The organism is Curtobacterium sp. AC273 (assembly GCF_979253735.1).
Genome location: NZ_CEEDDU010000001.1, coordinates 270,412 through 296,693, shown reverse-complemented (window position 1 = coordinate 296,693; position 26,282 = coordinate 270,412). Strand labels below are relative to the sequence as shown.

Genomic DNA, 26,282 nt, shown 5'->3' with positions numbered 1-26,282 from the left:
GGAGCACACCGCGAATGTGCGGCATCGTCGGCCTCGTTGCGCAGGGGCCTGCAAACCAATCCATCTACGACGCTCTGCTCCTCCTGCAACACCGGGGACAGGACTCGACGGGCATCGCCACGGTCGAGGGTCACATCCACCACATGCACAAGACCCGTGGTCACGTGCGGGAGTCCTTCCGCACCCGTGACATGCGTGCCCTCCTCGGCACGATGGGACTCGGGCACGTCCGGTACGCCACGAAGGGTGCCGCCAGCAACGAGGAAGAGGCCCAGCCGTTCTACGTGAACGCGCCGTACGGCATCGTCCTCGTGCACAACGGGAACCTGACGAACACGCGGGAACTGACGCGTGAGCTCTTCGACATCGACCGTCGGCACCTCAACACGAGCTCCGACACCGAGCTGCTGGTGAACGTGCTCGCGCACGAGCTCCAGGGCCAGGTGCGCGGCAAGGACCTCGACCCCGGGCAGGTGTTCGACGCCGTCGAGCGCGTGCACGAGCGGGTCGAGGGCTCGTACGCCGCCATCGCGACCATCGCCGGCCACGGTCTGCTGGCGTTCCGCGACCCGTTCGGCATCCGGCCGCTCATCCTCGGGCACAAGTTCGACGACGCCGGCAAGTCCGAGTGGGTCGTCGCGTCCGAGTCGCTGGTGCTCGAGTCCGGCGGCTACGAGATCGTCCGCGACGTCGCCCCCGGCGAGGCCGTGTTCATCGAGATGGACGGCACGATGCACGCCCGGCAGTGCGCGCGGAACCCGCGCCTGGTGCCGTGCTCGTTCGAGTACGTGTACCTGGCCCGTCCGGACTCCGTCATGAACGGCATCTCGGTGTACGACGCCCGACTCCGGCTGGGCAACCGGCTGGCCGACACGATCGCGCAGTACGCCCCCACCGGCGACATCGACGTGGTCATGCCGATCCCGGACTCGTCCCGGCCCGCAGCGATGCAGGTCGCGCGGAAGCTCGGCATCGAGTACCGCGAGGGCTTCTACAAGAACCGCTACGTCGGCCGCACGTTCATCATGCCGGGGCAGGCGGAGCGCAAGCGTTCGGTGCGCCAGAAGCTCAACGCGATGTCGTCCGAGTTCAAGGGCAAGAACATCCTCATCGTCGACGACTCGATCGTGCGCGGCACGACCAGCAAGGAGATCGTCGAGATGGCCCGGGCAGCCGGCGCCAACGAGGTCACCTTCACGAGCGCCGCTCCCCCGGTCCGCTACCCGCACGTGTACGGCATCAACATGCCGACCCGCGCGGAGCTCATCGCGCACGACCGGAAGATCCCGGAGATCAACAAGGTGCTCGGCAGCGACCACCTGATCTACCAGGAGATCGGCGACATGCGCGACGCGATCATCGAGGGGTCCGACGTCACCGACCTCGAGATGAGCTGCTTCACCGGTGAGTACGTCACGGGCACCGTGAGCCCCGAGTACCTGTCCTGGGTCGAGGCGAACCAGCTCAGCTGAGTGGGGGTCGCGAACGCGACCGCCGACGGACAGGAGGCGCGGTGCCAGCTGGCACCGCGCCTCCTGTCCGTCCTGCTGTTGCGTCTACTGCGTCCGGTCACCGCGGTCGGTCGCGTCGCCGTGGTCCTCGATCTCGCCCTCGACCGTCTCGGGCGGGAAGCTCGACCTCGACGCGTTCCGCCGTCAGGCGGCTGCGCGCCGTGCGAAGACACGGTCGAGCACGACGGCGACGATCGCGCCGACGAAGCCGCCGATGGTCACGCCCCAGAGGCTGAAGTACCCCACCAGGCTGCCGAAGCTCGCGGTCTCCTGCTGGTCGCCGCGGTCGATGTTCATGGTCGCCGACACCACGATGAGCGTCGCGATGAAGCCGAGCACCGCTCCGCCCAGGATGAACACGCCGAACTTCGGGGCACGACGGATCGTGACCTCGTCGGAGGAGGAGACGGCGTTCGGCGCCGGGGCCGGTCGTTCGTCGGGTCGGTCGGTGTCGCTCACCCGTCCATTGTCCCCCACTGTGGGACGTGCTCGGGCCTGCACGACGGGCCCGATCCGGGAGAGGATGGTTCCGGACCGGTCGGTATCCCAGGGGGAGGAGTGACGCGCATGCGAGGAACGCAGTGCACGTGGTGCTCGTGTCCCTGCCCGGGTGGCGTGGCCGATCCTGCAGCGGCGGGAAGAGGACCGGGCCGTCGCCGTGGTCGCCGAGCACCGGTGGAGCGTCGCCCTCGTCGGCGCGCCGGGCATCGGCAAGAGCGCCGCGGCCGCCCGCGTGACCGACCGGGTCGCCGGACGCGACCCCTCCGGACGCACGCTCGTCGTGCCGATCACCGCCGTCGCCGCGAGCCGGGCGATGCCGTTCAGTGCCGTCGCCGAGCGCTTCGGCGAGCTGCCGGCGTCGCTCGCCGAACTCGTCGGTGGCGGCCGGGCCGAGCAGCGCCTCCGCGCGACCGAGGACCTCGCCGACCGCGACGTCCTGCTCCGCGTCGACGACGCCGACCACCTCGACGCGATCTCGGCCCGCTACGTCGCCTGGCTCGTGCGTGAGCAGGGTGCACGGCTCGTGCTCACCTGCCGAGACTTCGCCGCGCTGTCCGAGCCGCTCCGGTCCCTCTGGCAGGACGACCTGCTCGAGCGGATCGACCTCGCCCCGCTGTCCCTCCACGAGACGTCGTCGCTCATCGCCGAGGCGCTCGGCGCCCAGCTCGAGACGGCGTCGGCCGAGCGCGTGCACCGTGCGACCGCGGGCAACCCCCTCTACGTGCGCGAGGTCGTCCGAGCCGCGCTCGCGTCGGGCGCACTCGAGCAGACGGCGTCCGGCTGGTACTGGCGCGGGCGCGTCACGGCGTCGAGCAGCCTGGCCGACATGTAGCCCGCACCGAGCTCGGCACGCTGCCGGAGGACCTGCGGGACGTCGTCGACATCGTCGCCCTGGCCGACCCGATCCCGCTCCCCCGGCTGCTCGGGCTGGTGACCGGCGGGGACGTCGACCGGGTGGTCGCACTCGGACTCGTCCGGATCGACTCGCTCGAGGACGGCACCGCGGTCGTCCGGCCCTCGCACCCGCTCGTCGGCGAGGTCGTCCGTGCGCTCGTCCCCGTCGCCCGCCGGACCGCCCTGTTCGCCCGGGCGAACGCCTTCGGACCGACCGACCCGAGGGTGCCCCACCCGCCGCTCGACTCCGTGCAGCGCTCTGGTCGCTCGAGTGCGGCGTGCTGCCCAGCGTCGAGCAGCTGCTCGACGCCACGCAGGTCGCGGTCCGGCTGCAGGAGCACGAGGCGCGATCGCCCTGGCGTCCGCGGCCATCCGGACGACCCTCACGGCCACCGAACGCGTCGCCGCGCACTGCCTGCGGTCCCTCGCGCACTCGTACAGCGTCGGTCGAGAGGCCGGTCGCTCGGACGCCGAGGCCGCGTGGGCCGTGGCCCGTTCCGCACCGGGTGAGGTCGACGACGCGGCCGTGATCGAGGCGTGCGAGACGCTCGCGAACATCCGGCAGTTCCACGACGACGACACGGCCGCCGCGGTGGCGCTCACCGAGCACGCCGCACGGATCGTCTCCGGCGAGGCCGCCGAACGCCTCCGCCTGCTCCGACTCGCGCACCTCGGTTGGGGTGGGCAGTTCGAGGAGGTCCGCGACGAACTCGAGCGCTCCGGCATCGTCCACGCGCCGACCGTCCCGTTCGCGTTCCTCTGCCTGGCGCCGTGCGCCGTCATGGCGCTCGCCACGGCCGGACGGCTCGACGACGCCGCGGCGTTCGGCAAGCGGTGCCTCGCGACGGCCGTCGAGCACCTCGAGGACGCTCCGTGGAGCGTCGGCGAGATCGTCTCGGTCATGCACCAGCTGCAGGTCTGGCGCGGAGACATCGCCGACCTCATCACCGAGGTGCCGGTCCGTCGGTCGAACCCGTACCTGAAGTACGACTTCACGCTCGAGCTGATCGGCGAGGGCAACCTCGCACTCGCGCAACGCCGGTGGGACGACGCCGTCGCCGCGTTCTCGGCAGCGTGCGAGCGCTACGACGTCGCGGACCACGGCGGCTTCGCGGCGTACCCGTGGGCCCGGCTCGCGATGGCGTACGCCTACGCCGGTCGAACGGAAGCGGCGACCGCGGCGCTCGAACGTGCCCGCTCGACGCCCCTCCGGAGCGATGCGGATCACCGGTGAGCAGATCGCGGTGACGATCGCCTGGACCGAGGCTGTGCTCGGCAACCCGGCCGGGCTCCGGCACGCCGACGAGATCATCGAGCGGTCGACGGCCAGCGGCTCGTGGACCCCGGTGATGTACGCGGAGACCCTGCACTACACGAACGACATGCTGGGCGGGCGGGACGCCGCGGCGTCGCTCGACCGGATGCGCACGGCGGCGGCGAGGGTCGACGGACCGCTCGCCGGCGCGATCGTGGAGTACGCGGACGCGGTGCGGGCCGGCGACCGTACCCGGACGATCGCGGCGCAGGGCGTCCTCGCCGGGCACGGCATGGCGGTGACGGCGGGACGGACGAAGACGCCGCTGACGAACCGAGAGTACGAGGTGGCCTCGCTCGCGGCGAAGGGACTCAGCAACCGTCGGATCGCGGAGACGCTCGGGCTCAGCGTGCGGACGATCGACGCGCACCTGTCGCGGGTGTTCACGAAGTGGGACCTGCACGCGCGGACGCAGTTGAGCGAAATGCTCTGACGCCGACGGGCCGCGTCGGCGCCGCGTCGGCGCCGCGTCGGCGCCGCGTCGGCGCCCGTCGCGTTCACCGGACGACCGGTCCTGGGTGACGCAGGATCGTTGCGGAATGCAGCACGACTCGCCGGAACGGTTGACACGATGTGTCGGATGTCGCGTACCTTTGTCCCTGTCGCCGGGTTCGGACCCGTTCGGGTCGGGTCCGAATCCCGGCGGCTTCTCCGACCTGCGTCGTTGAGGGCCTTCGTGTTCCACGGTACGGCGAGGGTCGATGCGGTCACATCAGTAGGTGTTACCTAATTCGGGTAGCGCGGCTAACGACTGCCAGCCGCACCAGCGGTCAGCCGTGCAGCCGGACCAGCAGTCCGTCGTCAGCGGTCAGTCGTCCAGCCGCACCGGCACGAAGTCGGTCAGGTCCGCTCGGGATCCGGACGCGCTGACCCGTGACTGCGCGACCGCCTCGTCCCATCGCAGTTCCCCGGTGGCGAGCGCGAGCCACGTGGTCGCATCCGTCTCGACCACGTTCGGCGGGGTGCCACGGGTGTGCCGCGGGCCGGGCACCGCCTGCACCGCCGCGAACGGCGGGACCCGCACCTCGACGCTGTTGCCCGGGACCGCGTCGGCGAGCCGTTGCAGCGTCCAGCGGACGGCCGTCGCGATCATCGGCCGCGCCGTCGTCCCCTGCTGCACGGCGGCCAGCGCCGCACGTCCCTCGGCGTCCTCGATCCTCCGCGGTGGCATGTCCACAGGCTAGCCGTCGCATCGCGACGGGCGAGTCGTCCTCGGTAGGGTGATCGGGTGCGAATCCTCGTCCTCGGTTCCGGTGCCCGCGAGCACGCGATCATCACGGCCCTCCTCGCTGAACAGGCAGGGCACGTCATCACGGTGGCGCCCGGCAACGCCGGCATCGCCGCCGACGTCGAGACGGTCTCCCTCGACCCCACGAACGGCGCGCTCGTCGCCGAGTACGCGCTCGAGAACGGCGTCGAACTGGTGGTCGTCGGACCCGAGGCGCCGCTCATCGCCGGTGTCGCCGACCCCGTCCGCACCCGGGGCATCCCGGTGTTCGGCCCGAGCAAGGCCGCCGCGCAGCTCGAGGGCTCGAAGGCGTTCGCGAAGCGGATCATGTCCGAAGCCGACGTCCCCACGGGGCGTCCGGTGTACGCCGGTACGGCAGAGGAAGCCGTCGCCGCCATCGACGAGCTCGGCGCACCGTACGTCGTCAAGGCGGACGGGCTCGCTGCCGGCAAGGGCGTCCTCGTGACCGAGGACCGGCAGGCCGCCGTCGACCACGCCACCTACTGGCTGCAACACGGCCACGTCGTGGTCGAGGAGTTCCTCGACGGCGAAGAGGTCTCGCTGTTCTTCCTGAGCGACGGGCACGACGTGCGGCCGCTCAGCCCCGCGCAGGACTACAAGCGCCTCGGCGACGGCGACGCCGGACCGAACACCGGTGGCATGGGCGCCTACTCGCCGCTGCCCTGGCTCGCCGACCGCTGGCCGTCCGAGCGCGCCTTCGTCGACGAGGTGACCGACCTCGTCGCGCTCCCCACCGTCCGTCGGCTCGAGCACGAGGGCACGCCGTTCGTCGGACTCCTCTACTGCGGCCTCATCGTCACCGAGCAGGGTGTGCGGGTCATCGAGTTCAACGCCCGCTTCGGCGACCCGGAGACCCAGGTCGTCCTGCCCCGCCTGGCGACGCCGCTGAGCGCGCTCATGCTCGCCGCCGCCACCGGGCGGCTCGCCGCCGCCCCGATGCCGGAGTTCCGCGACGAGGCCGCCGTCACGGTCGTCCTGGCCAGCGAGGGCTACCCGGAGAACCCGAAGACGGGTCGCATCATCACCGGCATCGACGACGCCAACGCGCGCGAGGGCGTCTCGGTGGCACACGCCGCGACCGGGGTCCTCGACGGCGAGCTCATCGCGACCGGGGGCCGCGTGCTGAGCGTCGTCGCGACCGGCGCCGACTTCGCCGAGGCCCGCGACCGCGCGTACGCCGGCCTCGGGGACATCACGCTCGAGGGCGGCCAGTTCCGCACCGACATCGCCGCGAAGGTCGTCCGATGAGCCCGGCACCCGTGCTCGACGGCTGGCGGCACGTCTCCTCCGGCAAGGTCCGCGAGCTCTACGTGCCCGAGGGCACCGCCGACGTCGCCAGCGCCTCGGAACTCCTGCTCGTCGCGTCCGACCGTGTCAGCGCCTACGACTTCGCGCTCGAGCCGCCGATCCCCGGCAAGGGCGAACTCCTCACCCGCCTGTCGCGGTTCTGGTTCACGCGCCTCGCCGACGTGCCGAACCACCTCATCGCCCCGTCGGCCGGCGGCACTCCCGTGCCCGAGTCCGTCGCGCCCCGGTCCATGCACGTGATGCCGCTCGAGATGTTCCCGGTCGAGTGCGTCGTCCGCGGGTACCTCGTCGGCAGTGGGTGGGCGGAGTACCAGGAGTCCGGCAGCGTCTGCGGCGTCGCCCTCCCCGAGGGGCTCTCGAACGGCGACCGGCTGCCGGAGCCGATCTACACGCCGGCGTACAAGGCGCCGCAGGGCGAGCACGACGAGAACATCTCGTACGAGCAGACCGTGTCGCTCGTCGGGGCCGAGGTGGCGGAGCAGCTCCGCGACCTGTCCCTGCGGGTCTACTCCGAGGCCGCGGCGATCGCCCTCGAGCGCGGGGTCGTCATCGCGGACACGAAGTTCGAGTTCGGGCGGGACGCCTCGGGGCAGGTCCGCATCGCGGACGAGGTCCTGACGAGCGACTCCAGCCGCTACTGGGACGCCCGGTCGGGGAACCGCACGGAGTCGTTCGACAAGCAGATCGTCCGCGACTGGCTCAGTGCCCACTGGGACCGGCAGGGCACGCCCCCGGTGCTGCCCGAGGCGATCGTCACCCGGACGGCCGAGCGCTACCGCGAGCTCATCGAGCGCCTGGGAGCCTAGCGCGCCGCTCGCGTACGTCGAGGGCGCACGAAGTGTCGCCCCGCGGCGCCGAGTCCGACGATTCGTGCACCCTCGGCGCACCACGCGCGGCATGTCGTGCGCCCACGGACCCCGGGACGGGAGGCGCGGTGCCAGCCCGCCCCGCGCCTCCCGTCGGCGCGCGACGTGCCGCTCGCGTTCGTCGAGGGGGCACGAAGTGTCGCCCCGCGGCGCCGAGCGCGACGATTCGTGCGCCCTCGACGCATCACACGCGGCATGTCGTGCGCCCTCGGCGCGAGCGGCTACCAGCGCGCCCCGCGCCCCGCGCCAGCGTCAGTCGCGCGCGACGACGACGACCGTCAGGTCGTCCCCCGGGTCGTGCGTCACCGCACGGGTCCGCACCCGACCGAGGAACGTGTCGATCTCCGGGGCGTCCCGCCACATCGCCCCGAGCGCGCCCAGTGACGCGAGCGTGGAGTCCCACAGCTCGAGCGCACCGTCGCTGACGAGCAGGAGGACGTCGCCCGCCTCGAGCTCGAGGGTGCCCGTGACGCGGTCCGCCCCGACCGGGTGCAGCCCGATCGGCAGGTCGTAGGAGCGCAGGACGGTCTCGGTGCCGTCGGCGTGCAGCTGGATCGCCAGGCCGTGCCCGGCGTCGGTGAACGTCATCCGGCCGGTCGCGGGGGTCAGGCGGCCGTGGAACATCGTGGCGAACGACTCGGCACGGCTGAGGTCGGGTCCGACCTGCGCCTCGAGCGCGGCCACCGCACGGTCGGTCGGCTCGGAGCCACGGGCGAGCAGTGCGCCGCGGATGGTCGCGGCGAGGAGTCCGGCGGACATGCCCTTGCCCATCACGTCGGCGACCGTCACGACGAGATCGTCGCCGGTGACGTGCCAGTCGTGGAAGTCGCCCGAGACGACGCCGTGCGGCACCGACATGCCGCCGACGCGGTAGCCGGGTAGCGCCAGCGCCGAGGGCTGCAGGCCGGTGAGCACCGTGCGGAGGCGGTCCTCGTCGGCGCCGGCGGCGAGCTCGCGTTCGGCCCAGACACCGAGCTCCTCGAGCAGCGCGAGGTCGTCGGGCTCGAGGGTGCGCGGTGTGGGGTCGATGAGGCAGAGCGTGCCGACCTTGACGTCGTCGTCCCCGACCCGGAGCGGGACACCGGCGTAGAACCGGACGTTCGGGTCGTCGACGACCATCGGCATGTCGGAGTAGCGGACGTCGGCCCGCGCGTCGGGGACGACCACCGGCCCGTCGACGCCGAGGGTCCGGCCGCAGAAGGTGTCCTGCAGCGGGATGGTGGGTCCGAAGGCGTCGTCGCTCTGCTGCGACTTGATCGTGATCGTGTCGAGCCCGGCCAGGTTGAGGAACGAGCCGCTGACCCCGAACGCCTCACGCGCGATGCGGGTGATCCGGTCGAACCGTTCCTCTGCCCCGCCCTCGACCACGTCGAGCGCCGCGATGAGTGCCGCGCGCCGGACGGCGTCCGTGGTGGGACGGTCGGAGACGACGGGGTCGGAGTGCATGCGTCCACGCTAACGCGCCTACCGGACAGTCGACGTCCCCAGTACGGAGGACGCAGCCGTGACAGATGTCACGGCGTGATCGTGACGTCCGGCCGAGGTCCGACTGTCCACCCGGCACGAGGGTGGACACCATGAACGACACACCGGTCATCCAGCTCCGCGGCCTCCGCAAGCGCTTCGGCGCCGTGGCCGCGGTCGACGGCGTCGACCTGACGATCCGTCCGGGCGAGGTCGTCGCCCTCCTCGGCCCGAACGGCGCGGGCAAGACCACGACGGTCGACCTCGCGCTCGGTCTCTCCATCCCGACCGACGGCGAGGCCCTGCTGTTCGGCGAGGAACCCCGTGCCGCGGTCGTCGCCGGACGCGTCGGCGCGATGCTGCAAGGGCGGCGCGCTGCTGCCGGACACGACCGTCCGCGACGCCGTGGCCCTCGTCGCGGCCGCGCACCGCCGTCCGATGCCCGTCGACGAGGCCCTGCGCCGGGCACGCTGCACCGAGGTCGCGGGGCGCCGGGTGAACAAGCTGTCCGGCGGGCAGCTGCAGCGCGCGCGGTTCGCGGTCGCCGTGGTGTCCGATCCGGACCTGCTGGTGCTCGACGAGCCGACGGCCGCGATGGACGTCGAAGCGCGGCACACGTTCTGGTCGTCGATGCGGGAGTTCACCGATGCGGGGCGCACGGTCGTCTTCGCGACCCACTACCTCGACGAGGCCGACACCTTCGCCGACCGCATCGTCATCATGCGCGCCGGACGCGTCGTCGCCGACGGCTCCCCTGCCGCGATCAAGGCGATCACCGCCACCCGGGCCGTCCGGTTCAGCGGGGTGGGACCCGACGCGCACGTCGCGCTGCGCGGTCTGCAGGGCGTCGTGGGCCTGGAGGCTCGACACGACTCCGTCACGCTCCGTTCCGACCGCAGCGACGACACGCTCAAGGCCCTGCTCACCGCGTTCCCCGAGGCATACGACATCCAGGTGGTCGCCTCGACCATGGACGACGCGTTCCTCGCCCTCACCGCCGACCCCGCCACCGCCGGCGCGGGCACCGCCCCCGAAGGAGTCCTCGCATGAGCACCGTCACGACAGCCGGCCGCCTGCCGATCCGGTACGTGTACCTCGAGACGAAGCGCCAGCTGCGGAACGTCCGCGCGATGGTGTTCACCTTCGCCGTCCCGGTGGTCATGCTGCTCGTGTTCGGGTCGGCGTTCGGCGGGCAGCTGGATCCGACGACCCGCCTGCAGTACCTCGTCGTGACGACGCTCCAGATGGCCTCGTACGGCGCCATGATGGCCGCGCTGAGCCAGGCGTTCGCGATCGTCAACGAGCGCTCGATCGGCTGGAACCGGCAGCTCCGCGTCACGCCGCTGTCCGGGTGGGGGTTCATGGTGTCGAAGGTGATCGCCGCGATGGCCTTCGCCGCGATGTCGATCGCCATCACCGTCCTCGTCGCGGTCGTCGGCCTGCACGCCTCGCTCGACGCCGGACACTGGCTCGCCGCCGCGTTCGGGATCTGGTGCGGCGTGGTGCCGTTCGCCCTCATCGCGATCCTGATCGGGCAGTTCGCCAAGCCGTCGTTCGCGCAGCCGCTGTTCATGGTCGTGTTCATGGGCCTGGCCATCCTCGGCGGGCTCTGGGTCCCGCTCAGCGTGATGCCGGACTGGATGGGCTCCGTCGCCCACCTGCTGCCGTCGTACTGGCTGAACCGCATCGGGCAGATGGGTGCCGGGGCGACCGGTGACGCCGGCATGCTCGAACCCGCGGTGGTGCTCGCGGGGTGGGCGCTCCTGCTGTCCGCGGTGATCGTGTGGCGCTACCGCCGCGACGCCGCACGCCAGTGACCGACGGCACCACGGCGACCGACGGCACGCCGGTGACCGACGGCCCTACGCTGGCACCGATGTCCGAGGCGACCAGCACGACCGAGGCGCGGGGCGCGGCGGACGCGCCACGCGCCTCCAGGCCCGCGCCCCGCTCGTTCCCGTGGGCCGTCCCGCCGGACGCGACCGACGACGAGATCCGCGTCGGTCGGCGGCGCTGGTACGCCGGTGCGGTCTTCGCGCTCCTCTGGCAGGTGCTCGAGGTCATCGCCGTGTGGACCGACGGCCGGAGCCTCCGCGCGCACGTGGTCTCGACGATCGCGCTCGCCGTCGTCTACGCGGCGTACCTGTTCGCGCCGGAGCTGATGTGGCGTCGGAGCCTGCGCGGACGGGTGGTCGTCCTGGCGGGTGTCGCCGTGCTGGCCGCGCTCCTGCTCTTCGTGGTCGGGCCGCTCGCGGTGTGGACCTGGCTGCTCGTCGCCGCGCTCTCCGGGTTCGTCGCCGAGCGGTTCTGGGTCGCCGGCGTGGTGGTGCTCGGCATCGTCGGCGCGCAGTTCCTCGTCGCCGCGAGCACGGGCTGGGACACCGCGGTGAACAGCGGGATCCTCTTCGCGCCGGTGATCACGGTGTCCGTCGGGGCGTCGATGCTGTTCTTCGGCCGGCAGCGCGAAGCCGAGCAACGACTGGGGTTCGCCCAGGACGAGATCACCCGGCTCGCGGTCGTCGAGGAGCGTGCACGGTTCTCGCGCGACCTGCACGACGTGCTCGGGCACTCACTCACGGTGGTCGCGATGAAGTCGGGCTCGCCTCTCGCCTGGTCGACGTCGACCCGGCGCGGGCGAAGGTCGAGATGCAGGACGTCGAACGGCTGTCCCGCGATGCCCTGCAGGGGCTCCGCCGAGCGGTCAGCGGCTACCGCGAGGCGGACCTCGACGCCGAACTCGTGTCCGCCCGGGCAGCGCTCTCGGCGGCGGCGATCGAGGCGGCGCTCCCCGCCGACGGGTCCGCCGCCGGCGACGAAGTGCGGAGCCTGTTCGCCTGGGTCCTCCGCGAGGGCATCACCAACGTCATCCGGCACGCCGCGGCCAGCCGGGTCCGGGTGACCCTGGACCGGACCACGCTGACCATCGAGGACGACGGGACCGGTTCGACCGCGGGCGCGACCGCGACGGCGGGCGCGCGAACCGGCGGGGCGTTCGACGTCACCGGCGGGAACGGGCTCCGGGGCCTCCGGGAGCGCGCCGACGCCGTCGGGGCGACCCTCACCACGGGAACGAGCGACCTCGGGGGCTTCCTGCTCCGGGTCGAGAGGAGTCGTCGATGACCGCCACGATCCGGGTCCTGCTCGCCGACGACCAGGCGCTCGTGCGCGGCGCCCTCGCCTCGCTGCTGTCGCTCGAACGGGACATCGAGGTGGTCGCCCAGGTCGCACGCGGCGACGAGGTGCTCGACGCCGCACGGGCCTCCGGCGCCTCCGTGGCCCTGCTCGACGTCGAGATGCCCGGTGCCGACGGTCTCACCGCGGCGGCGACCCTGGCCCGCGAACTGCCGACGTGTCGGTCCCTCATCGTGACGACGTTCGGCCGGCCCGGGTACCTCCGCCGTGCCCTCGAGGCCGGGGCCGCCGGGTTCGTCGTGAAGGACACGCCCGCGGAGCAGCTCGCCGACGCCGTCCGCCGGGTGGCCGGCGGCTTCCGCGTCGTCGACCCGGTGCTGGCCGCCGAGTCCCTGGCGGCCGGGCCGTCCCCGCTCACCCCACGCGAGACCGACGTCCTCATCGCGTTCCGCACGGCGTCGACCGTCGCCGGCGTCGCGGGCACGCTGCACCTCTCCGAGGGCACCGTGCGGAACCACCTGTCGTCCGCGATCGGCAAGACCGCGGCGCGCAACGCGACCGAGGCCCTGCGGGTCGCGGCCGACAACGGCTGGCTGCTCGGCACGGGGTGACCCACGGCGTAGCCTTGGAGCGTGCTCCGTCGTGTCGCCCCAGTGCTCGTCCTCGGTGTCGCCGCCGCGCTGACCCTCGCCGGCTGCGGCGCCCACGACTCGACCGGACAGGTCTCCGTCACGGTGTCGTCGAACGCCGCCGACCACGCCTACGAGGTGAAGGTCTTCACCGCCGAGACCGGCAAGCTCTCGGAGCACCAGCGTGTCTTCCCCGGCGGCACCGCGGACTTCGCGGGCGTGCCCCTGGGCCGGGTCACCGTGCGCGCCGCCGACCTGTGTCCGCAGAAGACGACCGTGTCGAACGGCGAGGTCGCGAGCGTCACGCTCACGACGACGGGCTGCTGACCGCTCCGGCCATCGGACGTCACCTCCGCGGGGTGGAACGGGTGCGGGCCGGGAGGCGCGGTGCGCGTCGGACGCGCGCCGTGCCTCCCGGCTGTGGTCGCGCCTGCCGACCGGGTCGCGCCTGCCGACCGGGTCGCGCCTGCCGACCGGGTCGCGCCTGCCGACCGGGTCGCGTCAGGCGGCGGCGTCGGTGGTGCTCGTCGCGGTGACGGCGCGCTCGATCACGTCGGCGACGTCCTTCGGGTGGGTCTGCATGACGAGGTGCGGCGCAGGCAGTTCCGTCACGTCCTCGATGCCGGCGCGGGTGTAGCCGAAGCGCTCGACGTCGGGGTTGATGGTGTGGTCCTCGCTGGAGACGATCGCCCAGGCCGGCGTCGTCTTCCACGCGGCGACCGATGCGGGCTCGCCGAACGCCGCACCGGACAGCGGACGCTGGGACACGGCGAGCACCTCGGCGACGCGGGGGTCGAGACCACCGGCGAACACCGCGGGGAACGCGTCGATCTCCACCGACACGTCGGTGCCGTCCTCGGCGCCTGCGACCGGGTACGGCGTGTACACGAGGTTCGCGGCGAGGTCGGAGTCGGGGAAGCCGCCCTGCAACTGCCCCAGGCTCTCGCCCTCGTCGAGGACGTACCCAGCGACGTAGACGAGGCCCACGACGTTCTCCGCGGCGCCGGCGACGGTGATCACCGCGCCGCCGTAGGAGTGGCCGGCGAGGACGACGGGACCGTCGACGTGCTCGGCGACGGCCCGGACCGAGGCGGCGTCCTCGGCGAGGCTGCGGTTGTAGACCGGCGGCACGATGACGGTGTGCCCGCGGTCGAGGAGCTCCCGGGTGACCGGGGCCCAACTGGCGGCGTCGGCGAAGGCGCCGTGCACGAGGATGATCGTGGGTGTCGTCATGGTTGCACTCCCTGTGTGCGTGGAACGTGGCGGACACGGCCGGACGAGTCGTCCGGCGGCCGGCGGGCGAGGTGCCCGGCGTGGTCACGCTAGGGGCCGACGGCCGCTGCGGTCCTGTCCCTGCCGTTCCCCGTCACGTCGTCCCGACCCGGGGAACGTGGGCCGATCCCGTCGCACGCACCGGTGTCCGAGGCCCGTCGGCCGCCCCGGGCCGCGGTGGGGCACCCGTGACGGCGTCCGGGGGTCGTCCGGGGTACTGGCGGGGTCCCCCTCCGTCCGGACGGCGATCGGTAGCGTGGCCGGATGGACCACGGAGACGGACCGACGACGGCGTCGGTGCAGGAGTTCGTGGACGCACTGACCGAGCCGGTCGTCGTCCTCGACCGGTACCTCGACGTGGTCGCAGCGAACCGGATCGCCGGGGCGGTGTCGGCGTCGTTGACCGTCGGGACGAACCTGGCACGGTTCACCTTCCTCAACCCCTACGTCGAGGACTCCGCCGACGACTGGGAGGAGTCGGTGCACCGGACGGCCGCGATGCTCCGGGACTCCCTCGAGCAGCACGGCGAGGACCCCCGCTTCCGGGAGCTCGTCGGCGAGCTGATGGCCAGGAGCCCCGCGTTCGCCTCCGAGTGGGCGGCCGGACGCGGCGGTCCGCTCCGACGCGGGGTCACGACGTTCGAGAACCCCCTCGTCGGGCGGGTGGTCCTGCGGTGGGAGCAACTCCGCCGGGACGACGACCACGAGCACGTCATGGTGCTGTGGGCGCCGGTCGACGAGGCGTCCGCGCGGGGGCTCGACGCACTGCGGGACCTGCTCCGGGGTGAGCCCGAGCCCGACGGCGGGGCGCCGTCCTAGCCGGCGGTCTGCTCGCCCTCGACCGGGGTGCGACGGTTGATCCGCTGCTGCACCTGTGCGGCCAGGTAGGCGACCGCGGCCGCCTCCGGGGTACCCGGGTCGACCCAGAACGTGACGAGCACGTGGCTGCTCCCCGGGATCGCCAGGTTCTGCCAGCGGAACTCGACCCAGCCGATCGGGTCGATCCAGTGCCGGGACTGCCCGGTCCGCTGCTCGGCGACGTCGTGTCGCGCCCAGATCGCCGGGAAGTCCGGGTCCTGCAGGGTCAGGGTGCCGACGATCTCCTGCAGTCGTGGGTCCGCGGGGTCGGCGTGCAGCCGCAGGGCCGCGACGACGCGGTGTGCGGTGCCGCGCCAGTCGACGGCGTGCTCCCGCGAGGCGTCGGTGAAGATCTGCAGGACGAGGTTCGCGCCCGGTTCCATGTAGCCGGGGCCGAGGGCGCTCGCGAGGGCGTTGGACAGGATGATGTCCTGGTTGCGGTCCATCACGAACGCCGGGGTGTGTGCCCACTGTGCCAGCAACGACCGGACGGAGTCGTCCACACCGGGGGGCGCGGCACCCGGTTCACGCACCCGTTCGGCATGGGCGAGCCGGCGCATGTACCCGGCGGCCTCGGCGTCGAGCAGCAGCGCCCGGGCGAGGGCGGCGAGCACCTGGTCGGAGGGCTGGTGGTCCCGGCCGCGCTCGAGTCGCAGGTAGTACTCGGCGCTGATCCCGGCGATCTGGGCGACCTCTTCGCGACGGAGCCCTTCGACGCGGCGCCCCGGCTCGCGAGCGAGACCGAGCTCCTCGGGCTGGACCAGGGCACGACGAGCGCGGAGGTACTGTCCCAGCTCGGATCGTCGCTCGTCCACGGGAGCAGGATAGCCGAAAACCGCACGCAGAGAACCACCGTTCTCAGTCGGTCAGTCGAACGTGCGGCCCGTCCTGCGCATCGACTCGTTCGGACCCTCGCCGAACCGCCGCCGGTAGTGCGCAGCGAAGCGTCCGAGGTGCGCGAACTGCCACCGGTGCGCGACGTCGCGCACCGTGCGGATGCCACCCCGTGGGGCGGTGAGCTCGAGGTGCACGCGGTCGAGCCGGACCTCGCGGAGGTACCGCATCGGCGACACTGCGAGCCGCCGCCGGAAGAGGTCCTGCAACCCCCGTTCACTGAGTCCCGCGCCGACCGCGATGTCCGCGACCTCGATCGGCTCGCCCGCGTGGTCGTGCACGAACCGGATCGCCCGACGCAGCCGGTGCTCGACGTCGGAGCGCGACCGGGTGAAGGTCGACAGGACCACGGTCGTCACACGACGGTTCAACGCGGCACGGTCGGTGGTGCCCAGCTCCGGGTCGACGATCCGGTCGCCGACCTCCCGCAGCAGGGCGAGGAGCAGCGCCACCCCCGGGTCGTCGGGGTCGGGCTGGACGAAGACCGACGGTTCGTCCGTGTCACCGAGCGCCGAGGGGGCCACGTGCAGCAGGGTCATCGCCGTCGCGTCGGTGTCGAACGCGTACGCCACCGGCGCGGAGAGCATCATCGGTCGCCCGGCCGGCACCTGCCACTCGCTGCCGTCGTCGTCCGTGAGCACGGCGTGCCCGTCGGCGAGGACGAACACCACGTGATCGGGCCGCGGACCGATCGTGCCGGCCTGCGGACCCGCGGTGCGGATGCGCCGCAGCGAGACCTGGTCGTCTCCGCCGGTCTCGTAGGCGAAGGTCAGTTCGGCTGACGTCACGGTGTGCCTCCGGTCGGCGACGGGTCAGGGACACCGTCCCACACGTCGCCGTGCCGCGACAGCACCGTCCACCGCGACACGGGCCAGGTCGTCAGTAACGCCCGGCCCACGACGTCCGCCACGGGGACGGTGCCGTGCACCCGCGAGTCCGCGGAGTCGTACCGGTTGTCGCCCATCACCCAGAGCCGCCCGGTGGGGACGGTGACCGAGAAGTCCTCCGCCGACACCCGGTCCGACCCCGGTGCGCGCACCACGTAGGACTCGTCGACCGGGTGCCCGTTAACCGAGAGCCGGCCCTGCGCATCGCAGCAGGACACGGTGTCGCCGGGCAAGCCGATCACCCGCTTGATCAGGTCGTCACCCTGCGCCGCGGTGAGCCAACCACCGGGGTCGCTGAAGACCACAACGTCACCGCGCTGCACCGGGACCACCCCGGGCACGAGTTCGTTCACGAGCACCCGGTCCCCGACCAGCAGGGTGTTCTCCATCGACTCGGAGGGGATGTAGAACGACCGGACCAGGTAGGCCTTCACCAGGAACGACGCCAGCACCGCCGCGACCACGATGATCGCGACGTCGCGGAGGAACCTCCGCCCCGGGCGCCTCGACGCCTCACCGCCGTGCGCCGGCGTCTTCGGCACGCTCAATGCGTCAGCACCACCTTCACGAACCCGATGACGAACGCGACCGCCGCCAGCACGATGCCGCCCCACAGCCCGAGGAACGTCGGACGCTTCCCGCTGAAGCGCTGCATGAACACGCCGACCATCCCGATGCGGACGACCAGGATCACCGTCGCCGCGATCTGCGCCCACTCGGCGGGCAGCCAACCGATCCACGCCGCCGCGTAGAGCACGGCGGGGATGAGACCGGACGTCGCGATCGGGTTCGCGTTGCGCACGATGGTCGCGACGGACTGGCGTCGGTCGTGGTCGGAGGACTCCTCGGCCCCGAGACCGTGCGCGACGAGGTGCGACAGCACGTGCGCGAGGTACGTCAGGACCGCCGTCGCGAGCACCGTGAGGACCGCGGCGCCGTGGTGGATCTGGTCGGGGTCCACCGCGATGGCCACGGCGAGGACCGTGATGTTCCCGTAGATGTACGACGACATCCGGTCGCGCACCTGGTCGAGTGGGACGGTCGCCGGGTCCGGCCGGCCGCCGCGCCGGCCGCGCGGCCGGTCCGGCAGAGGTCGTGAGCGAGGCATCCACCCATCTTGGCCCCGGCCGGCGCGGCCCAGCCGACAGGACACCGAGTGCGATGCCAAGCTGGGTGCGCCGGCGCACCGCTGCGGCGGACAGACTGGAGGCGCGACCCATGTCCCACAGACCCCTCGCCCTGGTGACCGGTGTCGGTCGACGAGCCGGGATCGGCGCGGCGCTCGCGCTGCGGTTGGCGACCGACGGCTGGGACCTGGCCATCTCGTGGTGGGGCCCGTACGACGCCCGCGTGCACGGTGCCGCCGATCCGGAAGGCGTCGACGCCGTCGTCGCCGAGTGCGAGCACGCGGGTGCACGCGTGACGCGCCTCCCGGTCGACCTCGCCGACCCGGAGCAGGCGGCCGCGCTCGTGGGCCGCGCCGAGACCGAGGCGGGCGTCCCCGTGACCGCCGTCGTGCTGTCGCACTGCGAATCGGTGGACTCCGACTTCACGACCACCACGCTCGAGTCGTTCGACCGGCACATGGCCGTGAACGTCCGCGCACCGTTCCTCATCGTGCAGGCCTACGCGGAGCGGCTCCGGGCCGGAGCACCCGCTCCCGAGGACCGCCGTCGGGTCATCGCCCTGACGAGCGACCACGTCGCGTTCAACCTGCCGTACGGCACGAGCAAGGGCGCGCTCGACCGGCTGATCGTCGGGGCGGCACAGGAGCTCGCCGACGTCCGGGTCAGCGCGAACCTGGTCAATCCGGGGCCGAACGACACCGGGTGGATGACCGAGGAGATCCGGCAGGCCGCGATCGCGCAGACCCCGGGAGGGCGTCCCTCGATGCCGAGTGACACCGCGGCGCTCGTCGGGTTCCTCTGCGGGCCGGACGGCGGCTGGGTGAACGGGCAGCTGCTCAAGTCGGACGGCGGGTTCAGCGCGAAGTAGCTGCGCCCGCGCGCCGTGTCCTGTCGTCGCGCGACGGCGCGTGCTCGGCGACCGGGGGCGCGGACTCGGAACGACATCGGCGTCGTCGCATGCCCGTACGCTGGCGCTGCGACCATTTGGTTGACGCGTCAACCATTTCGGCGCACACTGAGGACATGCACACGCAGGATCTCCTCGCCGCCGACACCGGGATGGGCGCGGTCACGCTCCGGGTCGCGAACCTCGACCGGATGATCGGGTACTACCGCGAGGGCGTCCAGCTCTCCCTGCTCTCGAACGAGGGCGGCATCGCCGTGCTCGGCCGAGGCACCACGCCGATCGTCATCCTCGAGCACGCGCCGTCGATGCAGCACGGCGCTCCGCACGAGGCCGGCCTGTTCCACACCGCGATCCTGTTCGACACGAAGGCCGACCTCGCCGCCGCCCTGTACTCCGTCGCGACGAAGTACCCACAGACGTTCACCGGCAGCGCCGACCACCTCGTCAGCAACGCGTTCTACTTCACCGACCCCGAGGGCAACGGCGTCGAACTGTACTGGGACCGTGACCGGACCGAGTGGTCGTGGACGCACGGCATGGTCGACATGGCCACGATCTTCGTCGACCCGAACGAGTTCCTCCGGGAGAATCTGACCGAGGACGCCGTCGCCGGCGCATCCGCGCGGCCGGGCCGGGTCGGCCACGTGCACCTCTCCGTCGGCGACGTCGCCACCGCGAAGGCGTTCTACGTCGACCAGCTCGGCTTCGCCACCACTGCCGGGTGGGGCGAGGCGCTGTTCGTCAGCGCCGGCGGGTACCACCACCACATGGCGATGAACACGTGGAACTCCCGCGGGGCCGGTCGCCGGCAGCTCGCGCTCGGACTCGGACTCGTGCGCATCGAGGTCCCGGCCGCCGACGACCTCGGCGCGCTGGTCGCCCGGATGCACGACACCGGCGTGCAGACCGCCGACGACGGCCGGACCGTGGCGTTCGAGGACCCGTGGGCGAACCGCATCGAGGTGACGGCGCCCGGTCGCGGCTGACGCGCGGGGCGGTCCGCGCGTCACGCCCGCGAAAGCGACAAGACGCCGCCGGGCGCTTGGCTCACCTTCGCCAGGGCGACAGAAAGCCGCGAACGTTCGGCGGCGAACTGTCGCTTCCGTGTTCTCGGACGGCGGCGTCCGGCAGGATGGTCCCGTGACTGAAGACATCCGGTGGGAAGTCGTCGAGGAGAGCACGCTGTCGCTCCCCGACCACGAGGCGATCGCAGCGCTCCTGGGGCAGGCGTTCCCCGACTGGTCGCACTGGTACGTGGGCGGCCGGAGCTGGTCCGGGATGCAACCCGAGCGTCGGGTGCTCGCGCACGACGCCGACGGGGTCGTCCTCGCCCACGTCGGCATCCGACGCATGTTCGTCACCGTGGGCGGCCGGGACCTCCTGGTCGGCGACACGGGCCTCGTCGCGGTGTCCCCGCGGCTGCAGGGAACCGGCGTCGGCCGCGAGCTCATGACCCGCACGCACGCGGTCCTCGACGGACTCCAGGTGCCGTACGGGTTCCTGGGCGCCGGCGAGAACCGGATCCCGTTCTACGCACACCTCGGCTGGCACGAGCTCGACGACGTCGTCGGCACGTTCTCGGCGTTCACGGCCGAGGGTGCGGGCGTCAGCAACACGGAGCAGGGCGGCTGGATGGTCCGGCCGGTGGCCGAAGCGCTGGAGGACTGGCCGACCGGACCGATCTGGCTGAACGGCCAGCAGGTCTAGCACTCGACCGAACGACGGACGGGAGGCACGGTGCCAGCTGGCACCGTGCCTCCCGTCCGTTAGGTGGTGGACCGGGGCTTACGCCTCGACCGCGACCTTCTCCGGGTCCTCGTTGGACCCCGGCGCGCTCGGCGCGACCGCGGCGCGCACGCGCGCCCCCAGGTCGGCGTCGACGTTGGTCCAGTACGCGAAGACGCGCTCGCGCAGGTCGTCGCGCGTCACCTTCGAGACGTGCCCGGCGATGTTGCCGACCAGGCGCTCACGGGCGGCGTCGTCGAGGACCTCGCGGACGAGCGTGCCGGCCTGGCCGAAGTCGTCGTCCTCGGGGTGGAGCGTGGCGGCGGAGCGCTGCAGTGCACCGTCGGACTCCCAGCCCGGGGCGTCGTCGGTGGCGTTCGGGTCGGCGTGCGCGCCACCGAGCGAATTCGGCGCGTACACGGGGACCTCGGACTTCTGGAAGTCGAAGCGCATGGCGCCGTCCTTCGAGTACGAGTGCACCTCGTTCTTCGGGGCGTTGACCGGCAGCTGCGCGTGGTTCGTGCCGACGCGGTAGCGGTGGGCGTCCGCGTAGCTGAAGATGCGCGCGAGGAGCATCTTGTCCGGGCTCGCCGCGATGCCGGGCACGAAGTTCGAGGGGCGAAGGTCGCCTGCTCGATCTGCGCGAAGTAGTTCTCCGGGTTGCGGTTCAGCTCCATCGTGCCGACCTCGATGAGCGGGTAGTCGCCCTTCGGCCACACCTTCGTCAGGTCGAACGGGTTGAAGCGGTAGCTGGCGGCGTCCTCGTAGGGCATGACCTGCACCTTGAGGGTCCAGCGCGGGTTGTCGCCACGCTCGATGGCCTCGTGCAGGTCGCGGATGTGGAAGTCCGCGTCCTCGCCGGCGATGCGGTCGGCGTCCTCCTGCGTCAGGGTCTTGTGGCCCTGCTGGGTCTGGAAGTGGTACTTCACCCAGAAGCGCTCACCCTCGGCGTTGATCCACTGGTACGTGTGCGAGCCGAAGCCGTCCATCTCGCGCCAGCTGGCCGGCAGGCCGCGGTCACCCATCAGCCACGTGACCTGGTGCGCCGACTCGGGCGACAGGGTCCAGAAGTCCCACTGCATGTCGTGGTCGCGCAGGTGCGAGCCCGGCAGGCGCTTCTGCGAGCGGATGAAGTCCGGGAACTTGATGCCGTCGCGGATGAAGAAGACGGGGGTGTTGTTACCGACGAGGTCGTAGTTGCCCTCTTCGGTGTAGAACTTCAGCGCGAAGCCGCGGGGGTCACGCCAGGTGTCCGGGGAGCCCTGCTCACCGGCGACGGACGAGAAGCGCGCGAGCATCTCGGTCTGCTTGCCCGGCTGCAGGAACGCGGCACGGGTGAAGCGGCTGATGTCCTGCGTGACGGTGAAGGTACCGAAGGCGCCGCCGCCCTTGGCGTGCACGACGCGCTCCGGGACACGCTCGCGGTTGAACTGCGCGAGCTTCTCGACCAGGTAGTGGTCGTGGAGGGCGATGGGGCCGTCGGCGCCGACACCCATGGAGTGCTGGTCGCTCGAGACGGGGGCGCCGGAGTTGGTCGTCGTGGTGGGGGTGCCGGCCGGCTGGCCGGTCGTCGTGTTCTGGTCGGACACGGTTCCTCCTCAGGTGGAACGGTTGGTTCGGTCAGGGTGCTCGGGTTGTCTGTGGGGCCGGTCCGCGGCCGACGCGCTCGTCGCCGCGGGGCTGGCTACGCCGTGACGGGCTCGGCGTCGTCGCGTTCCGCCGCTGCGCACCGCTCGCAGATCCCCCAGTAGGTGACCTCGGCGGTGGTGACGGCGAAGCCGTGCGTCTCGGACGGCGTCAGGCACGGCGAGTGACCCACCGCGCAGTCGACGTCCTCGATCGTGCCGCACATCGTGCACACGATGTGGTGGTGGTTGTCGCCGGTGCGCCGTTCGTAGCGCGCGGGGCTGCCGGCCGGCTCGATCCGGCGGACCAGCCCGACGCCGGTGAGCGCCGCGAGGACGCCGTACACCGCCTGGTGGCTGGTCGTCGGGAGCTCGGCGGCCAGGGCCGTCACGATGTCGTCCGCCGTGGCGTGCGGCATCGTCTCGGTCGCGCGGAGGACGGCGAGCCGCGGGGTCGTCACCCGGAGTCCGGCGGTGCGGAGCAGGTCGGCATCGACATCCATGAGGACCCCTTCTTTTGCAGCGATCAAGACAACAGCCACTGTACACGCTCTCGGAGGCGGTTCGGATCTGAACCGGTTCTCACCACCCGGAGCCCGACGCAGCCCCTCGGGACCGCGCTCCGGGCGGAGGATCGTCATCGGCCGCACGATCCGCAGGAGGCACCCCACGCCGTCGACACCCGAGTTCTGGAGCACCTGGCACGCCGATCCGCTGGCTGCCGTCCTCATCGCCGTCGCCGCGGTGGCCTACAGCTGGTGGGTCGTCGGCGCGGCGCGGCGGGGGACGCCGTGGCCGTGGTGGCGGAGCCTGGCGTTCCTCGCGGCGCTCGTCCTGTTCGGGATCCTGCAGTTCGGCATCGTCGGCCTGTACGACCGCGAGCTGCGCTGGGCGTTCGTGCTGCGGCTGGCCCTGCTCTTCTTCGCGGTCCCCACCTTCGCCGCGCTGGCCGCGCCCGTCTCGTTGCTCGGACTGGAGGCCCCGCTCGCCTCGCGCAGGCCGCCACCGCGGCACTCCGGTCGCGTCCGGCGCGGTTCCTCGGCAACGCGATCGTCTCGCCGCTCATCGCCCTCGCGTTGTTCTGCGTGCTGCTCACCCCGCTCGCGGCCACCATCCGCGAGTCCGCCGGGTGGGCGACGGCGATCACCGTGCTGGTGCCGATGCTGGGCTTCGGGCTGCTCACACCCCTGTCCGAGCCGGGGATCCTGCGCTCGTCGACCTTCGTCACCGTCGAGTTCCTGCTCGCGTTCGTCGAGCTGCTGGCCGACGCGGTCCCGGGCATCGTCCTGCGGATCACGAACCACGTGATGGACCACTCGGTCGTGCAGGCGGTCGGGCAGTCCTGGTTCCCGTCGCCGCTGCGCGACCAGCACCTCGCCGGCGACCTGCTCTGGTTCATCGCCGAGGTCGCCGACGTCCCCGTGCTCATCGCGCTGTTCGTGCGGTGGCAGCGGAGCGACCGCCGGGAGGCCCGCAGCGTCGACGCCCTCACCGACGAGGAGATGGAGGCGCTGACGCGGGCGCACCTCGAGCGGCGCGGCTGAGCGCGGCCGCGGGGCCGGCGGGGCCCGGTGGTGCGGGCGGCCCGTTGCCGAAACCTGCACACGCATCTGGCGACGAAGCACGCGTCGATCGACTCGCGCAACGTCGGAACATGCACACGCAGCAGTTGTGCGTGCATGAGTCGACGAAGCACGCGTCGAACGACTGGTGCGGTGTCGGAACAGGCGTGTACATGTTTCGACAGGTCGTGCCCCCGCGGACACGAACAGGCCCCGAGCCGCTCGTGTGAGCAGCCCGGGGCCCGTTCAGCGACGACGCCGCCTAGGCGTCGGCGTGCTTGCCGTGGTGGTCGATCGACGCGAGTTCGTCCTCGGGCGTCGCAGGAGCGGCAGCCGCAGCGTGCACACCGTGCTCGACCTTCGGCGAGCCCTCGGCGTCCGCGTCGGCGTCGTCGTCCGGCTGCGTCGTGACCGACCCGGTCTGCTGCCAGGCGACGGTCTGCTTCGGCTTCGCCAGGAACAGTGCGGCGACGATCGCGATGACGAGCACCACGGCCGGCAACACGAGCGCTTGGCCCATCGCGGTGGCGAACGGCTGGAGCAGGAACTGCGGCAGTCCGCCGACCTGCTGCTCCGCACCGCCGGCCGAGACCCCGCCCGACTGCGCGGGGAAGTTCGCCGTGATGCGCGCCTCGATCAGCGCCGCGATGCCGGCCGAGCCGAGCACGGCACCGATCTGCCGCGTGGTGTTGTAGACGCCTGAGCCGGCACCGGCCAGGCGCGGCGAGAGGTTCCGCGTCGCCGAGACGGACAGCGGGCCCCACATGCAGGCGTTGGCGAGGCCGAGGAGCGCGCTCGGCAGGAGCACCCAGCCCCAGTCGGCGCCGGAGGCGAGGAGCGCACCGAACCAGAACAGGCCGGCCGAGAAGCAGGCGAGGCCGAACGACGCGACCCAGCGCGGGTTCCACACCGTGAGCTTCTTGCCGATGAACGGGGCGAGACCGGCGGAGATGACGGCCTGCGGCACGAGGAGCAGCGCAGCGCCGGTCGGCGAGAACTTCTCGACGTCCTGCGCCCAGAGCATGATCGGCAGCGCGAATGACGAGATGGCGACGCCGACCGCGGTGATCGCGATGTTCGCGAGCGTGAAGTTCCGGTCCTTGAAGAGGCCGAGCGGCAGCAGCGGCTCGCCCTTCTGCACGCCCTGCCACACGACGAAGGCGGCGAGCACGACGATGCCGGCGATGATGAGCGACCACACGCTGATCGGCCCGGTGATGGTGCCCCAGTCGTAGGTCTCGCCCTCTTGGATGCCGAAGACGAGCAGGAACAGACCGGCGGCGGAGAGCACGATGCCGAGGTAGTCGAACCGGTGGCCGTGGCGCTCGAACTTCGGCACGAAGCGCTGCGCGAGGATGAACGCGACGACACCGACGGGGACGTTCACGATGAAGATCCACTCCCAGCCGAAGCCGTCGACGAGCAGGCCGCCGAGGATCGGGCCGACGAGGGACGCGACACCGGCGACGGCACCCCAGAGGCCCATCGCGGCGCCGCGGTTCTGCGGCGGGAACATCCGGGTGATCACGGACATCGTCTGCGGGGTCATCATGGCGGCGCCGAGGCCCTGCACGACGCGGGCGACGATGAGCATCTCGATCGAGCCGGACAGCCCGCACCAGAGGCTGGCGAGCGTGAACACGACGAGCCCGGTCTGGTAGAGCACCTTCGGGCCGAAGCGGTCACCCAGGCGGCCGGTGATGAGGAGCGGCACGGCGTACGCGAGCAGGTACGCGCTGGTCACCCAGATGACGGCGTTGATGTCGGCGTCGAGCTTCTCGGCGATGGTGGGGGTCGCGACGGACACGATGGTCGAGTCGACGAGGATCATGAAGAAGCCGACGACGAGCGCCCACAGGGCGGGCCACGGCTTCTTCTCGGTCGTCCGCGGAGGCGTGACGGTGGTCATCGAGTGGGTTCCTTGCTGTTCGGTTCGGTGTCGGTGGCGAGCGCCGGGCCGTCCCAGGGGACGTCCCCACGCTCGATGCGCTCCGCGGTCGCGGTGAGCCACTCGAGTTGCGCGGTGAGCATGGCACGGACGTACGACACGTCCAGCCAGTAGCGGGTCGCCAACCCCTTGGCCTGGAGGCCCGTGGCCGCTTCCGTGAACCCGGCCAGTCGGGCGCGGATCGCGTCGGCTCGGGCCCGGAGCGCGGTGACCGCGTCGTGGTCGCTCAGGTTGTCGACGTGGGAGAGCGCCAGGTGGAACTCGGGGTACTCGTCGGCCGGTTCGGCGACCATGCGCCGCAGCCCGGACTCCAGGGCGGCCCGCCCGTGGTCGGTGATCGCGTAGGTGGTGCGCTCGGGACGGTTGCCCGCGCGCTCGGTCCCGAGCGGTTCGGCGTACCCGAGGTCGACGAGTCGTCCGATCTGGTGGTACAGCGTGCCCGGTCGGACCTTGACGTTCTCGTCCTCCCGGCGCTGGAGCATGAGCTGGAACATCTCGTAGGGGTGCATCGGCGCCTCGTTGAGGAGCCCGAGCGCGGCGAACGCAAGCGGCGTGAGTGACGCCATCCGTGCCTCCAGTCCGGTGTTCCAACGTGACTATTCGACTTG

The 26,282-nt window shown here is 72.1% G+C and carries 27 protein-coding genes and 3 pseudogenes; 18 read left to right on the top strand and 12 right to left on the bottom strand.

The window, feature by feature from the left end:
- Positions 1–14 precede the first annotated feature (14 nt).
- Positions 15–1,472, top strand: a complete 1,458-nt coding sequence (gene purF, locus ACZ8AI_RS01840; protein WP_464856054.1) for an amidophosphoribosyltransferase — start codon at positions 15–17, stop codon at positions 1,470–1,472.
- A gap of 183 nt (positions 1,473–1,655) precedes the next feature.
- Here the strand turns inward: purF and ACZ8AI_RS01835 are convergent, their stop codons facing one another.
- Positions 1,656–1,970 (bottom strand): hypothetical protein, encoded by a 315-nt coding sequence (locus ACZ8AI_RS01835; protein WP_464856052.1) that lies wholly within the window; start codon positions 1,968–1,970, stop codon positions 1,656–1,658.
- A gap of 151 nt (positions 1,971–2,121) precedes the next feature.
- Between ACZ8AI_RS01835 and ACZ8AI_RS01830 the strand changes: the two genes are divergently transcribed.
- The 3 genes from ACZ8AI_RS01830 to ACZ8AI_RS01820 all read left to right on the top strand — a co-directional run bounded on the left by ACZ8AI_RS01830 (position 2,122) and on the right by ACZ8AI_RS01820 (position 4,654).
- Positions 2,122–2,844: an AAA family ATPase gene (locus ACZ8AI_RS01830; RefSeq protein WP_464856050.1), complete on the top strand. Its 723-nt coding sequence runs from the start codon at positions 2,122–2,124 to the stop codon at positions 2,842–2,844.
- A gap of 333 nt (positions 2,845–3,177) precedes the next feature.
- Positions 3,178–4,140 carry a hypothetical protein gene (locus tag ACZ8AI_RS01825; protein WP_464856048.1) on the top strand — a complete coding sequence of 321 codons (963 nt, stop codon included), beginning with the start codon at positions 3,178–3,180 and terminating at the stop codon, positions 4,138–4,140.
- Positions 4,124–4,654, top strand: a complete 531-nt coding sequence (locus ACZ8AI_RS01820; RefSeq protein ID WP_464856046.1) for a helix-turn-helix transcriptional regulator — start codon at positions 4,124–4,126, stop codon at positions 4,652–4,654. The genes ACZ8AI_RS01825 and ACZ8AI_RS01820 overlap by 17 nt, the downstream gene beginning before the upstream one ends.
- A 375-nt stretch (positions 4,655–5,029) precedes the next feature.
- Here ACZ8AI_RS01820 and ACZ8AI_RS01815 read toward each other — a convergent pair whose 3' ends face one another.
- Positions 5,030–5,392, bottom strand: coding sequence for a sterol carrier family protein (locus ACZ8AI_RS01815; RefSeq protein ID WP_464856044.1), 363 nt, complete (start codon positions 5,390–5,392; stop codon positions 5,030–5,032).
- Between the two features lie 57 nt (positions 5,393–5,449).
- Here ACZ8AI_RS01815 and purD point away from each other — a divergent pair, with 57 nt between their 5' ends.
- Both purD and ACZ8AI_RS01805 read left to right on the top strand, forming a co-directional pair.
- Positions 5,450–6,718 carry a phosphoribosylamine--glycine ligase gene (gene purD / locus ACZ8AI_RS01810; RefSeq protein WP_464856042.1) on the top strand — a complete coding sequence of 423 codons (1,269 nt, stop codon included), beginning with the start codon at positions 5,450–5,452 and terminating at the stop codon, positions 6,716–6,718.
- On the top strand, positions 6,715–7,584 hold the full coding sequence (locus ACZ8AI_RS01805) for a phosphoribosylaminoimidazolesuccinocarboxamide synthase (RefSeq protein ID WP_464856040.1): 870 nt from the start codon (positions 6,715–6,717) through the stop codon (positions 7,582–7,584). The genes purD and ACZ8AI_RS01805 overlap by 4 nt, the downstream gene beginning before the upstream one ends.
- Before the next feature lie 312 nt (positions 7,585–7,896).
- Here the strand turns inward: ACZ8AI_RS01805 and ACZ8AI_RS01800 are convergent, their stop codons facing one another.
- Positions 7,897–9,090 (bottom strand): PP2C family protein-serine/threonine phosphatase, encoded by a 1,194-nt coding sequence (locus ACZ8AI_RS01800; RefSeq protein ID WP_464856038.1) that lies wholly within the window; start codon positions 9,088–9,090, stop codon positions 7,897–7,899.
- A 65-nt stretch (positions 9,091–9,155) separates the two neighbouring features.
- Here ACZ8AI_RS01800 and ACZ8AI_RS01795 point away from each other — a divergent pair.
- From ACZ8AI_RS01795 to ACZ8AI_RS01765, 7 genes and pseudogenes are all read left to right on the top strand, one after another.
- Positions 9,156–9,377 (top strand): annotated as a pseudogene (locus ACZ8AI_RS01795) (ATP-binding cassette domain-containing protein); the annotation flags it as partial.
- Between the two features lie 136 nt (positions 9,378–9,513).
- Positions 9,514–10,158, top strand: coding sequence for an ATP-binding cassette domain-containing protein (locus ACZ8AI_RS01790; RefSeq protein WP_464856368.1), 645 nt, complete (start codon positions 9,514–9,516; stop codon positions 10,156–10,158).
- Positions 10,155–10,925, top strand: a complete 771-nt coding sequence (locus tag ACZ8AI_RS01785) for an ABC transporter permease (RefSeq protein ID WP_464856366.1) — start codon at positions 10,155–10,157, stop codon at positions 10,923–10,925. The genes ACZ8AI_RS01790 and ACZ8AI_RS01785 overlap by 4 nt, the downstream gene beginning before the upstream one ends.
- A gap of 59 nt (positions 10,926–10,984) precedes the next feature.
- The gene (locus tag ACZ8AI_RS01780; protein ID WP_464856036.1) at positions 10,985–12,007 is read left to right on the top strand and encodes a histidine kinase; all 1,023 of its coding nucleotides are present in this window, start codon (positions 10,985–10,987) and stop codon (positions 12,005–12,007) included.
- Complete coding sequence (locus tag ACZ8AI_RS01775; protein WP_464856034.1) at positions 12,004–12,228, top strand: ATP-binding protein; 225 nt, start codon at positions 12,004–12,006, stop codon at positions 12,226–12,228. Before ACZ8AI_RS01780 ends, ACZ8AI_RS01775 begins: the two co-directional genes overlap by 4 nt.
- A complete protein-coding gene (locus ACZ8AI_RS01770; protein WP_464856032.1) occupies positions 12,225–12,851 on the top strand; it encodes a response regulator in 627 nt (208 codons plus the stop codon). Before ACZ8AI_RS01775 ends, ACZ8AI_RS01770 begins: the two co-directional genes overlap by 4 nt.
- A gap of 21 nt (positions 12,852–12,872) precedes the next feature.
- Complete coding sequence (locus ACZ8AI_RS01765) at positions 12,873–13,196, top strand: hypothetical protein (RefSeq protein ID WP_464856030.1); 324 nt, start codon at positions 12,873–12,875, stop codon at positions 13,194–13,196.
- A 174-nt stretch (positions 13,197–13,370) separates the two neighbouring features.
- Here the strand turns inward: ACZ8AI_RS01765 and ACZ8AI_RS01760 are convergent, their stop codons facing one another.
- Positions 13,371–14,102, bottom strand: coding sequence for an alpha/beta fold hydrolase (locus tag ACZ8AI_RS01760; protein WP_464856028.1), 732 nt, complete (start codon positions 14,100–14,102; stop codon positions 13,371–13,373).
- Positions 14,103–14,405: 303 nt separating this feature from the next.
- On the opposite strand from ACZ8AI_RS01760, the gene ACZ8AI_RS01755 reads away from it, so the two are divergent.
- Complete coding sequence (locus tag ACZ8AI_RS01755; protein WP_464856026.1) at positions 14,406–14,960, top strand: MmyB family transcriptional regulator; 555 nt, start codon at positions 14,406–14,408, stop codon at positions 14,958–14,960.
- Here ACZ8AI_RS01755 and ACZ8AI_RS01750 read toward each other — a convergent pair.
- From ACZ8AI_RS01750 to ACZ8AI_RS01735, 4 genes are read right to left on the bottom strand one after another with little or no spacing between them, the layout of a single operon-like run.
- The gene (locus ACZ8AI_RS01750) at positions 14,957–15,814 is read right to left on the bottom strand and encodes a helix-turn-helix domain-containing protein (RefSeq protein ID WP_464856024.1); all 858 of its coding nucleotides are present in this window, start codon (positions 15,812–15,814) and stop codon (positions 14,957–14,959) included. The two genes, ACZ8AI_RS01755 and ACZ8AI_RS01750, sit on opposite strands and share 4 nt — an antisense overlap.
- Positions 15,815–15,865: 51 nt before the next feature.
- Positions 15,866–16,681 carry a helix-turn-helix transcriptional regulator gene (locus ACZ8AI_RS01745; RefSeq protein ID WP_464856022.1) on the bottom strand — a complete coding sequence of 272 codons (816 nt, stop codon included), beginning with the start codon at positions 16,679–16,681 and terminating at the stop codon, positions 15,866–15,868.
- Positions 16,678–17,322 (bottom strand): signal peptidase I, encoded by a 645-nt coding sequence (gene lepB, locus ACZ8AI_RS01740; RefSeq protein WP_464856020.1) that lies wholly within the window; start codon positions 17,320–17,322, stop codon positions 16,678–16,680. The genes ACZ8AI_RS01745 and lepB overlap by 4 nt, the downstream gene beginning before the upstream one ends.
- Before the next feature lie 2 nt (positions 17,323–17,324).
- Positions 17,325–17,792, bottom strand: a complete 468-nt coding sequence (locus ACZ8AI_RS01735; protein WP_464856018.1) for a hypothetical protein — start codon at positions 17,790–17,792, stop codon at positions 17,325–17,327.
- A gap of 206 nt (positions 17,793–17,998) precedes the next feature.
- Here ACZ8AI_RS01735 and ACZ8AI_RS01730 point away from each other — a divergent pair, with 206 nt between their 5' ends.
- From ACZ8AI_RS01730 to ACZ8AI_RS01720, 3 genes are all read left to right on the top strand, one after another.
- Positions 17,999–18,775: an SDR family oxidoreductase gene (locus ACZ8AI_RS01730; protein ID WP_464856016.1), complete on the top strand. Its 777-nt coding sequence runs from the start codon at positions 17,999–18,001 to the stop codon at positions 18,773–18,775.
- 155 nt (positions 18,776–18,930) lie between these two features.
- Positions 18,931–19,800: a VOC family protein gene (locus ACZ8AI_RS01725; protein WP_464856014.1), complete on the top strand. Its 870-nt coding sequence runs from the start codon at positions 18,931–18,933 to the stop codon at positions 19,798–19,800.
- Positions 19,801–19,954: 154 nt separating this feature from the next.
- Positions 19,955–20,521 (top strand): GNAT family N-acetyltransferase, encoded by a 567-nt coding sequence (locus ACZ8AI_RS01720; protein ID WP_464856012.1) that lies wholly within the window; start codon positions 19,955–19,957, stop codon positions 20,519–20,521.
- Between the two features lie 78 nt (positions 20,522–20,599).
- On the opposite strand, the pseudogene ACZ8AI_RS01715 reads toward ACZ8AI_RS01720, so the two are convergent.
- Both ACZ8AI_RS01715 and ACZ8AI_RS01710 read right to left on the bottom strand, forming a co-directional pair.
- A pseudogene (locus ACZ8AI_RS01715) lies at positions 20,600–22,035 on the bottom strand (catalase).
- Positions 22,036–22,223: 188 nt separating this feature from the next.
- Entirely contained in the window at positions 22,224–22,667 is a 444-nt protein-coding gene (locus tag ACZ8AI_RS01710; RefSeq protein ID WP_071293047.1) for a Fur family transcriptional regulator, read from the bottom strand.
- Here ACZ8AI_RS01710 and ACZ8AI_RS01705 point away from each other — a divergent pair.
- Positions 22,558–23,708 (top strand): annotated as a pseudogene (locus ACZ8AI_RS01705) (cytochrome c oxidase assembly protein). The gene ACZ8AI_RS01710 and the pseudogene ACZ8AI_RS01705 overlap by 110 nt on opposite strands.
- Before the next feature lie 280 nt (positions 23,709–23,988).
- Here the strand turns inward: ACZ8AI_RS01705 and ACZ8AI_RS01700 are convergent.
- Positions 23,989–25,635 carry a DHA2 family efflux MFS transporter permease subunit gene (locus ACZ8AI_RS01700; RefSeq protein WP_464856009.1) on the bottom strand — a complete coding sequence of 549 codons (1,647 nt, stop codon included), beginning with the start codon at positions 25,633–25,635 and terminating at the stop codon, positions 23,989–23,991.
- Positions 25,632–26,240 (bottom strand): PadR family transcriptional regulator, encoded by a 609-nt coding sequence (locus tag ACZ8AI_RS01695; RefSeq protein ID WP_464856007.1) that lies wholly within the window; start codon positions 26,238–26,240, stop codon positions 25,632–25,634. The genes ACZ8AI_RS01700 and ACZ8AI_RS01695 overlap by 4 nt, the downstream gene beginning before the upstream one ends.
- Between the last annotated feature and the right edge of the window lie 42 nt (positions 26,241–26,282).

Bases quoted from the DNA above. Each gene is read 5' to 3' on its own strand.
- purF (WP_464856054.1), top strand. From the start codon at position 15: ATGTGCGGCATCGTCGGCCTCGTTGCGCAGGGGCCTGCAAACCAATCC.
- ACZ8AI_RS01820 (WP_464856046.1), top strand. From the start codon at position 4,124: ATGCGGATCACCGGTGAGCAGATCGCGGTGACGATCGCCTGGACCGAG.
- ACZ8AI_RS01815 (WP_464856044.1), bottom strand. From the start codon at position 5,392: ATGCCACCGCGGAGGATCGAGGACGCCGAGGGACGTGCGGCGCTGGCC.
- ACZ8AI_RS01805 (WP_464856040.1), top strand. From the start codon at position 6,715: ATGAGCCCGGCACCCGTGCTCGACGGCTGGCGGCACGTCTCCTCCGGC.
- ACZ8AI_RS01800 (WP_464856038.1), bottom strand. From the start codon at position 9,090: ATGCACTCCGACCCCGTCGTCTCCGACCGTCCCACCACGGACGCCGTC.
- ACZ8AI_RS01785 (WP_464856366.1), top strand. From the start codon at position 10,155: ATGAGCACCGTCACGACAGCCGGCCGCCTGCCGATCCGGTACGTGTAC.
- ACZ8AI_RS01780 (WP_464856036.1), top strand. From the start codon at position 10,985: ATGTCCGAGGCGACCAGCACGACCGAGGCGCGGGGCGCGGCGGACGCG.
- ACZ8AI_RS01770 (WP_464856032.1), top strand. From the start codon at position 12,225: ATGACCGCCACGATCCGGGTCCTGCTCGCCGACGACCAGGCGCTCGTG.
- ACZ8AI_RS01760 (WP_464856028.1), bottom strand. From the start codon at position 14,102: ATGACGACACCCACGATCATCCTCGTGCACGGCGCCTTCGCCGACGCC.
- ACZ8AI_RS01755 (WP_464856026.1), top strand. From the start codon at position 14,406: ATGGACCACGGAGACGGACCGACGACGGCGTCGGTGCAGGAGTTCGTG.
- ACZ8AI_RS01735 (WP_464856018.1), bottom strand. From the start codon at position 17,792: ATGTCGTCGTACATCTACGGGAACATCACGGTCCTCGCCGTGGCCATC.
- ACZ8AI_RS01730 (WP_464856016.1), top strand. From the start codon at position 17,999: ATGTCCCACAGACCCCTCGCCCTGGTGACCGGTGTCGGTCGACGAGCC.
- ACZ8AI_RS01725 (WP_464856014.1), top strand. From the start codon at position 18,931: ATGCACACGCAGGATCTCCTCGCCGCCGACACCGGGATGGGCGCGGTC.
- ACZ8AI_RS01710 (WP_071293047.1), bottom strand. From the start codon at position 22,667: ATGGATGTCGATGCCGACCTGCTCCGCACCGCCGGACTCCGGGTGACG.
- ACZ8AI_RS01700 (WP_464856009.1), bottom strand. From the start codon at position 25,635: ATGACCACCGTCACGCCTCCGCGGACGACCGAGAAGAAGCCGTGGCCC.
- ACZ8AI_RS01695 (WP_464856007.1), bottom strand. From the start codon at position 26,240: ATGGCGTCACTCACGCCGCTTGCGTTCGCCGCGCTCGGGCTCCTCAAC.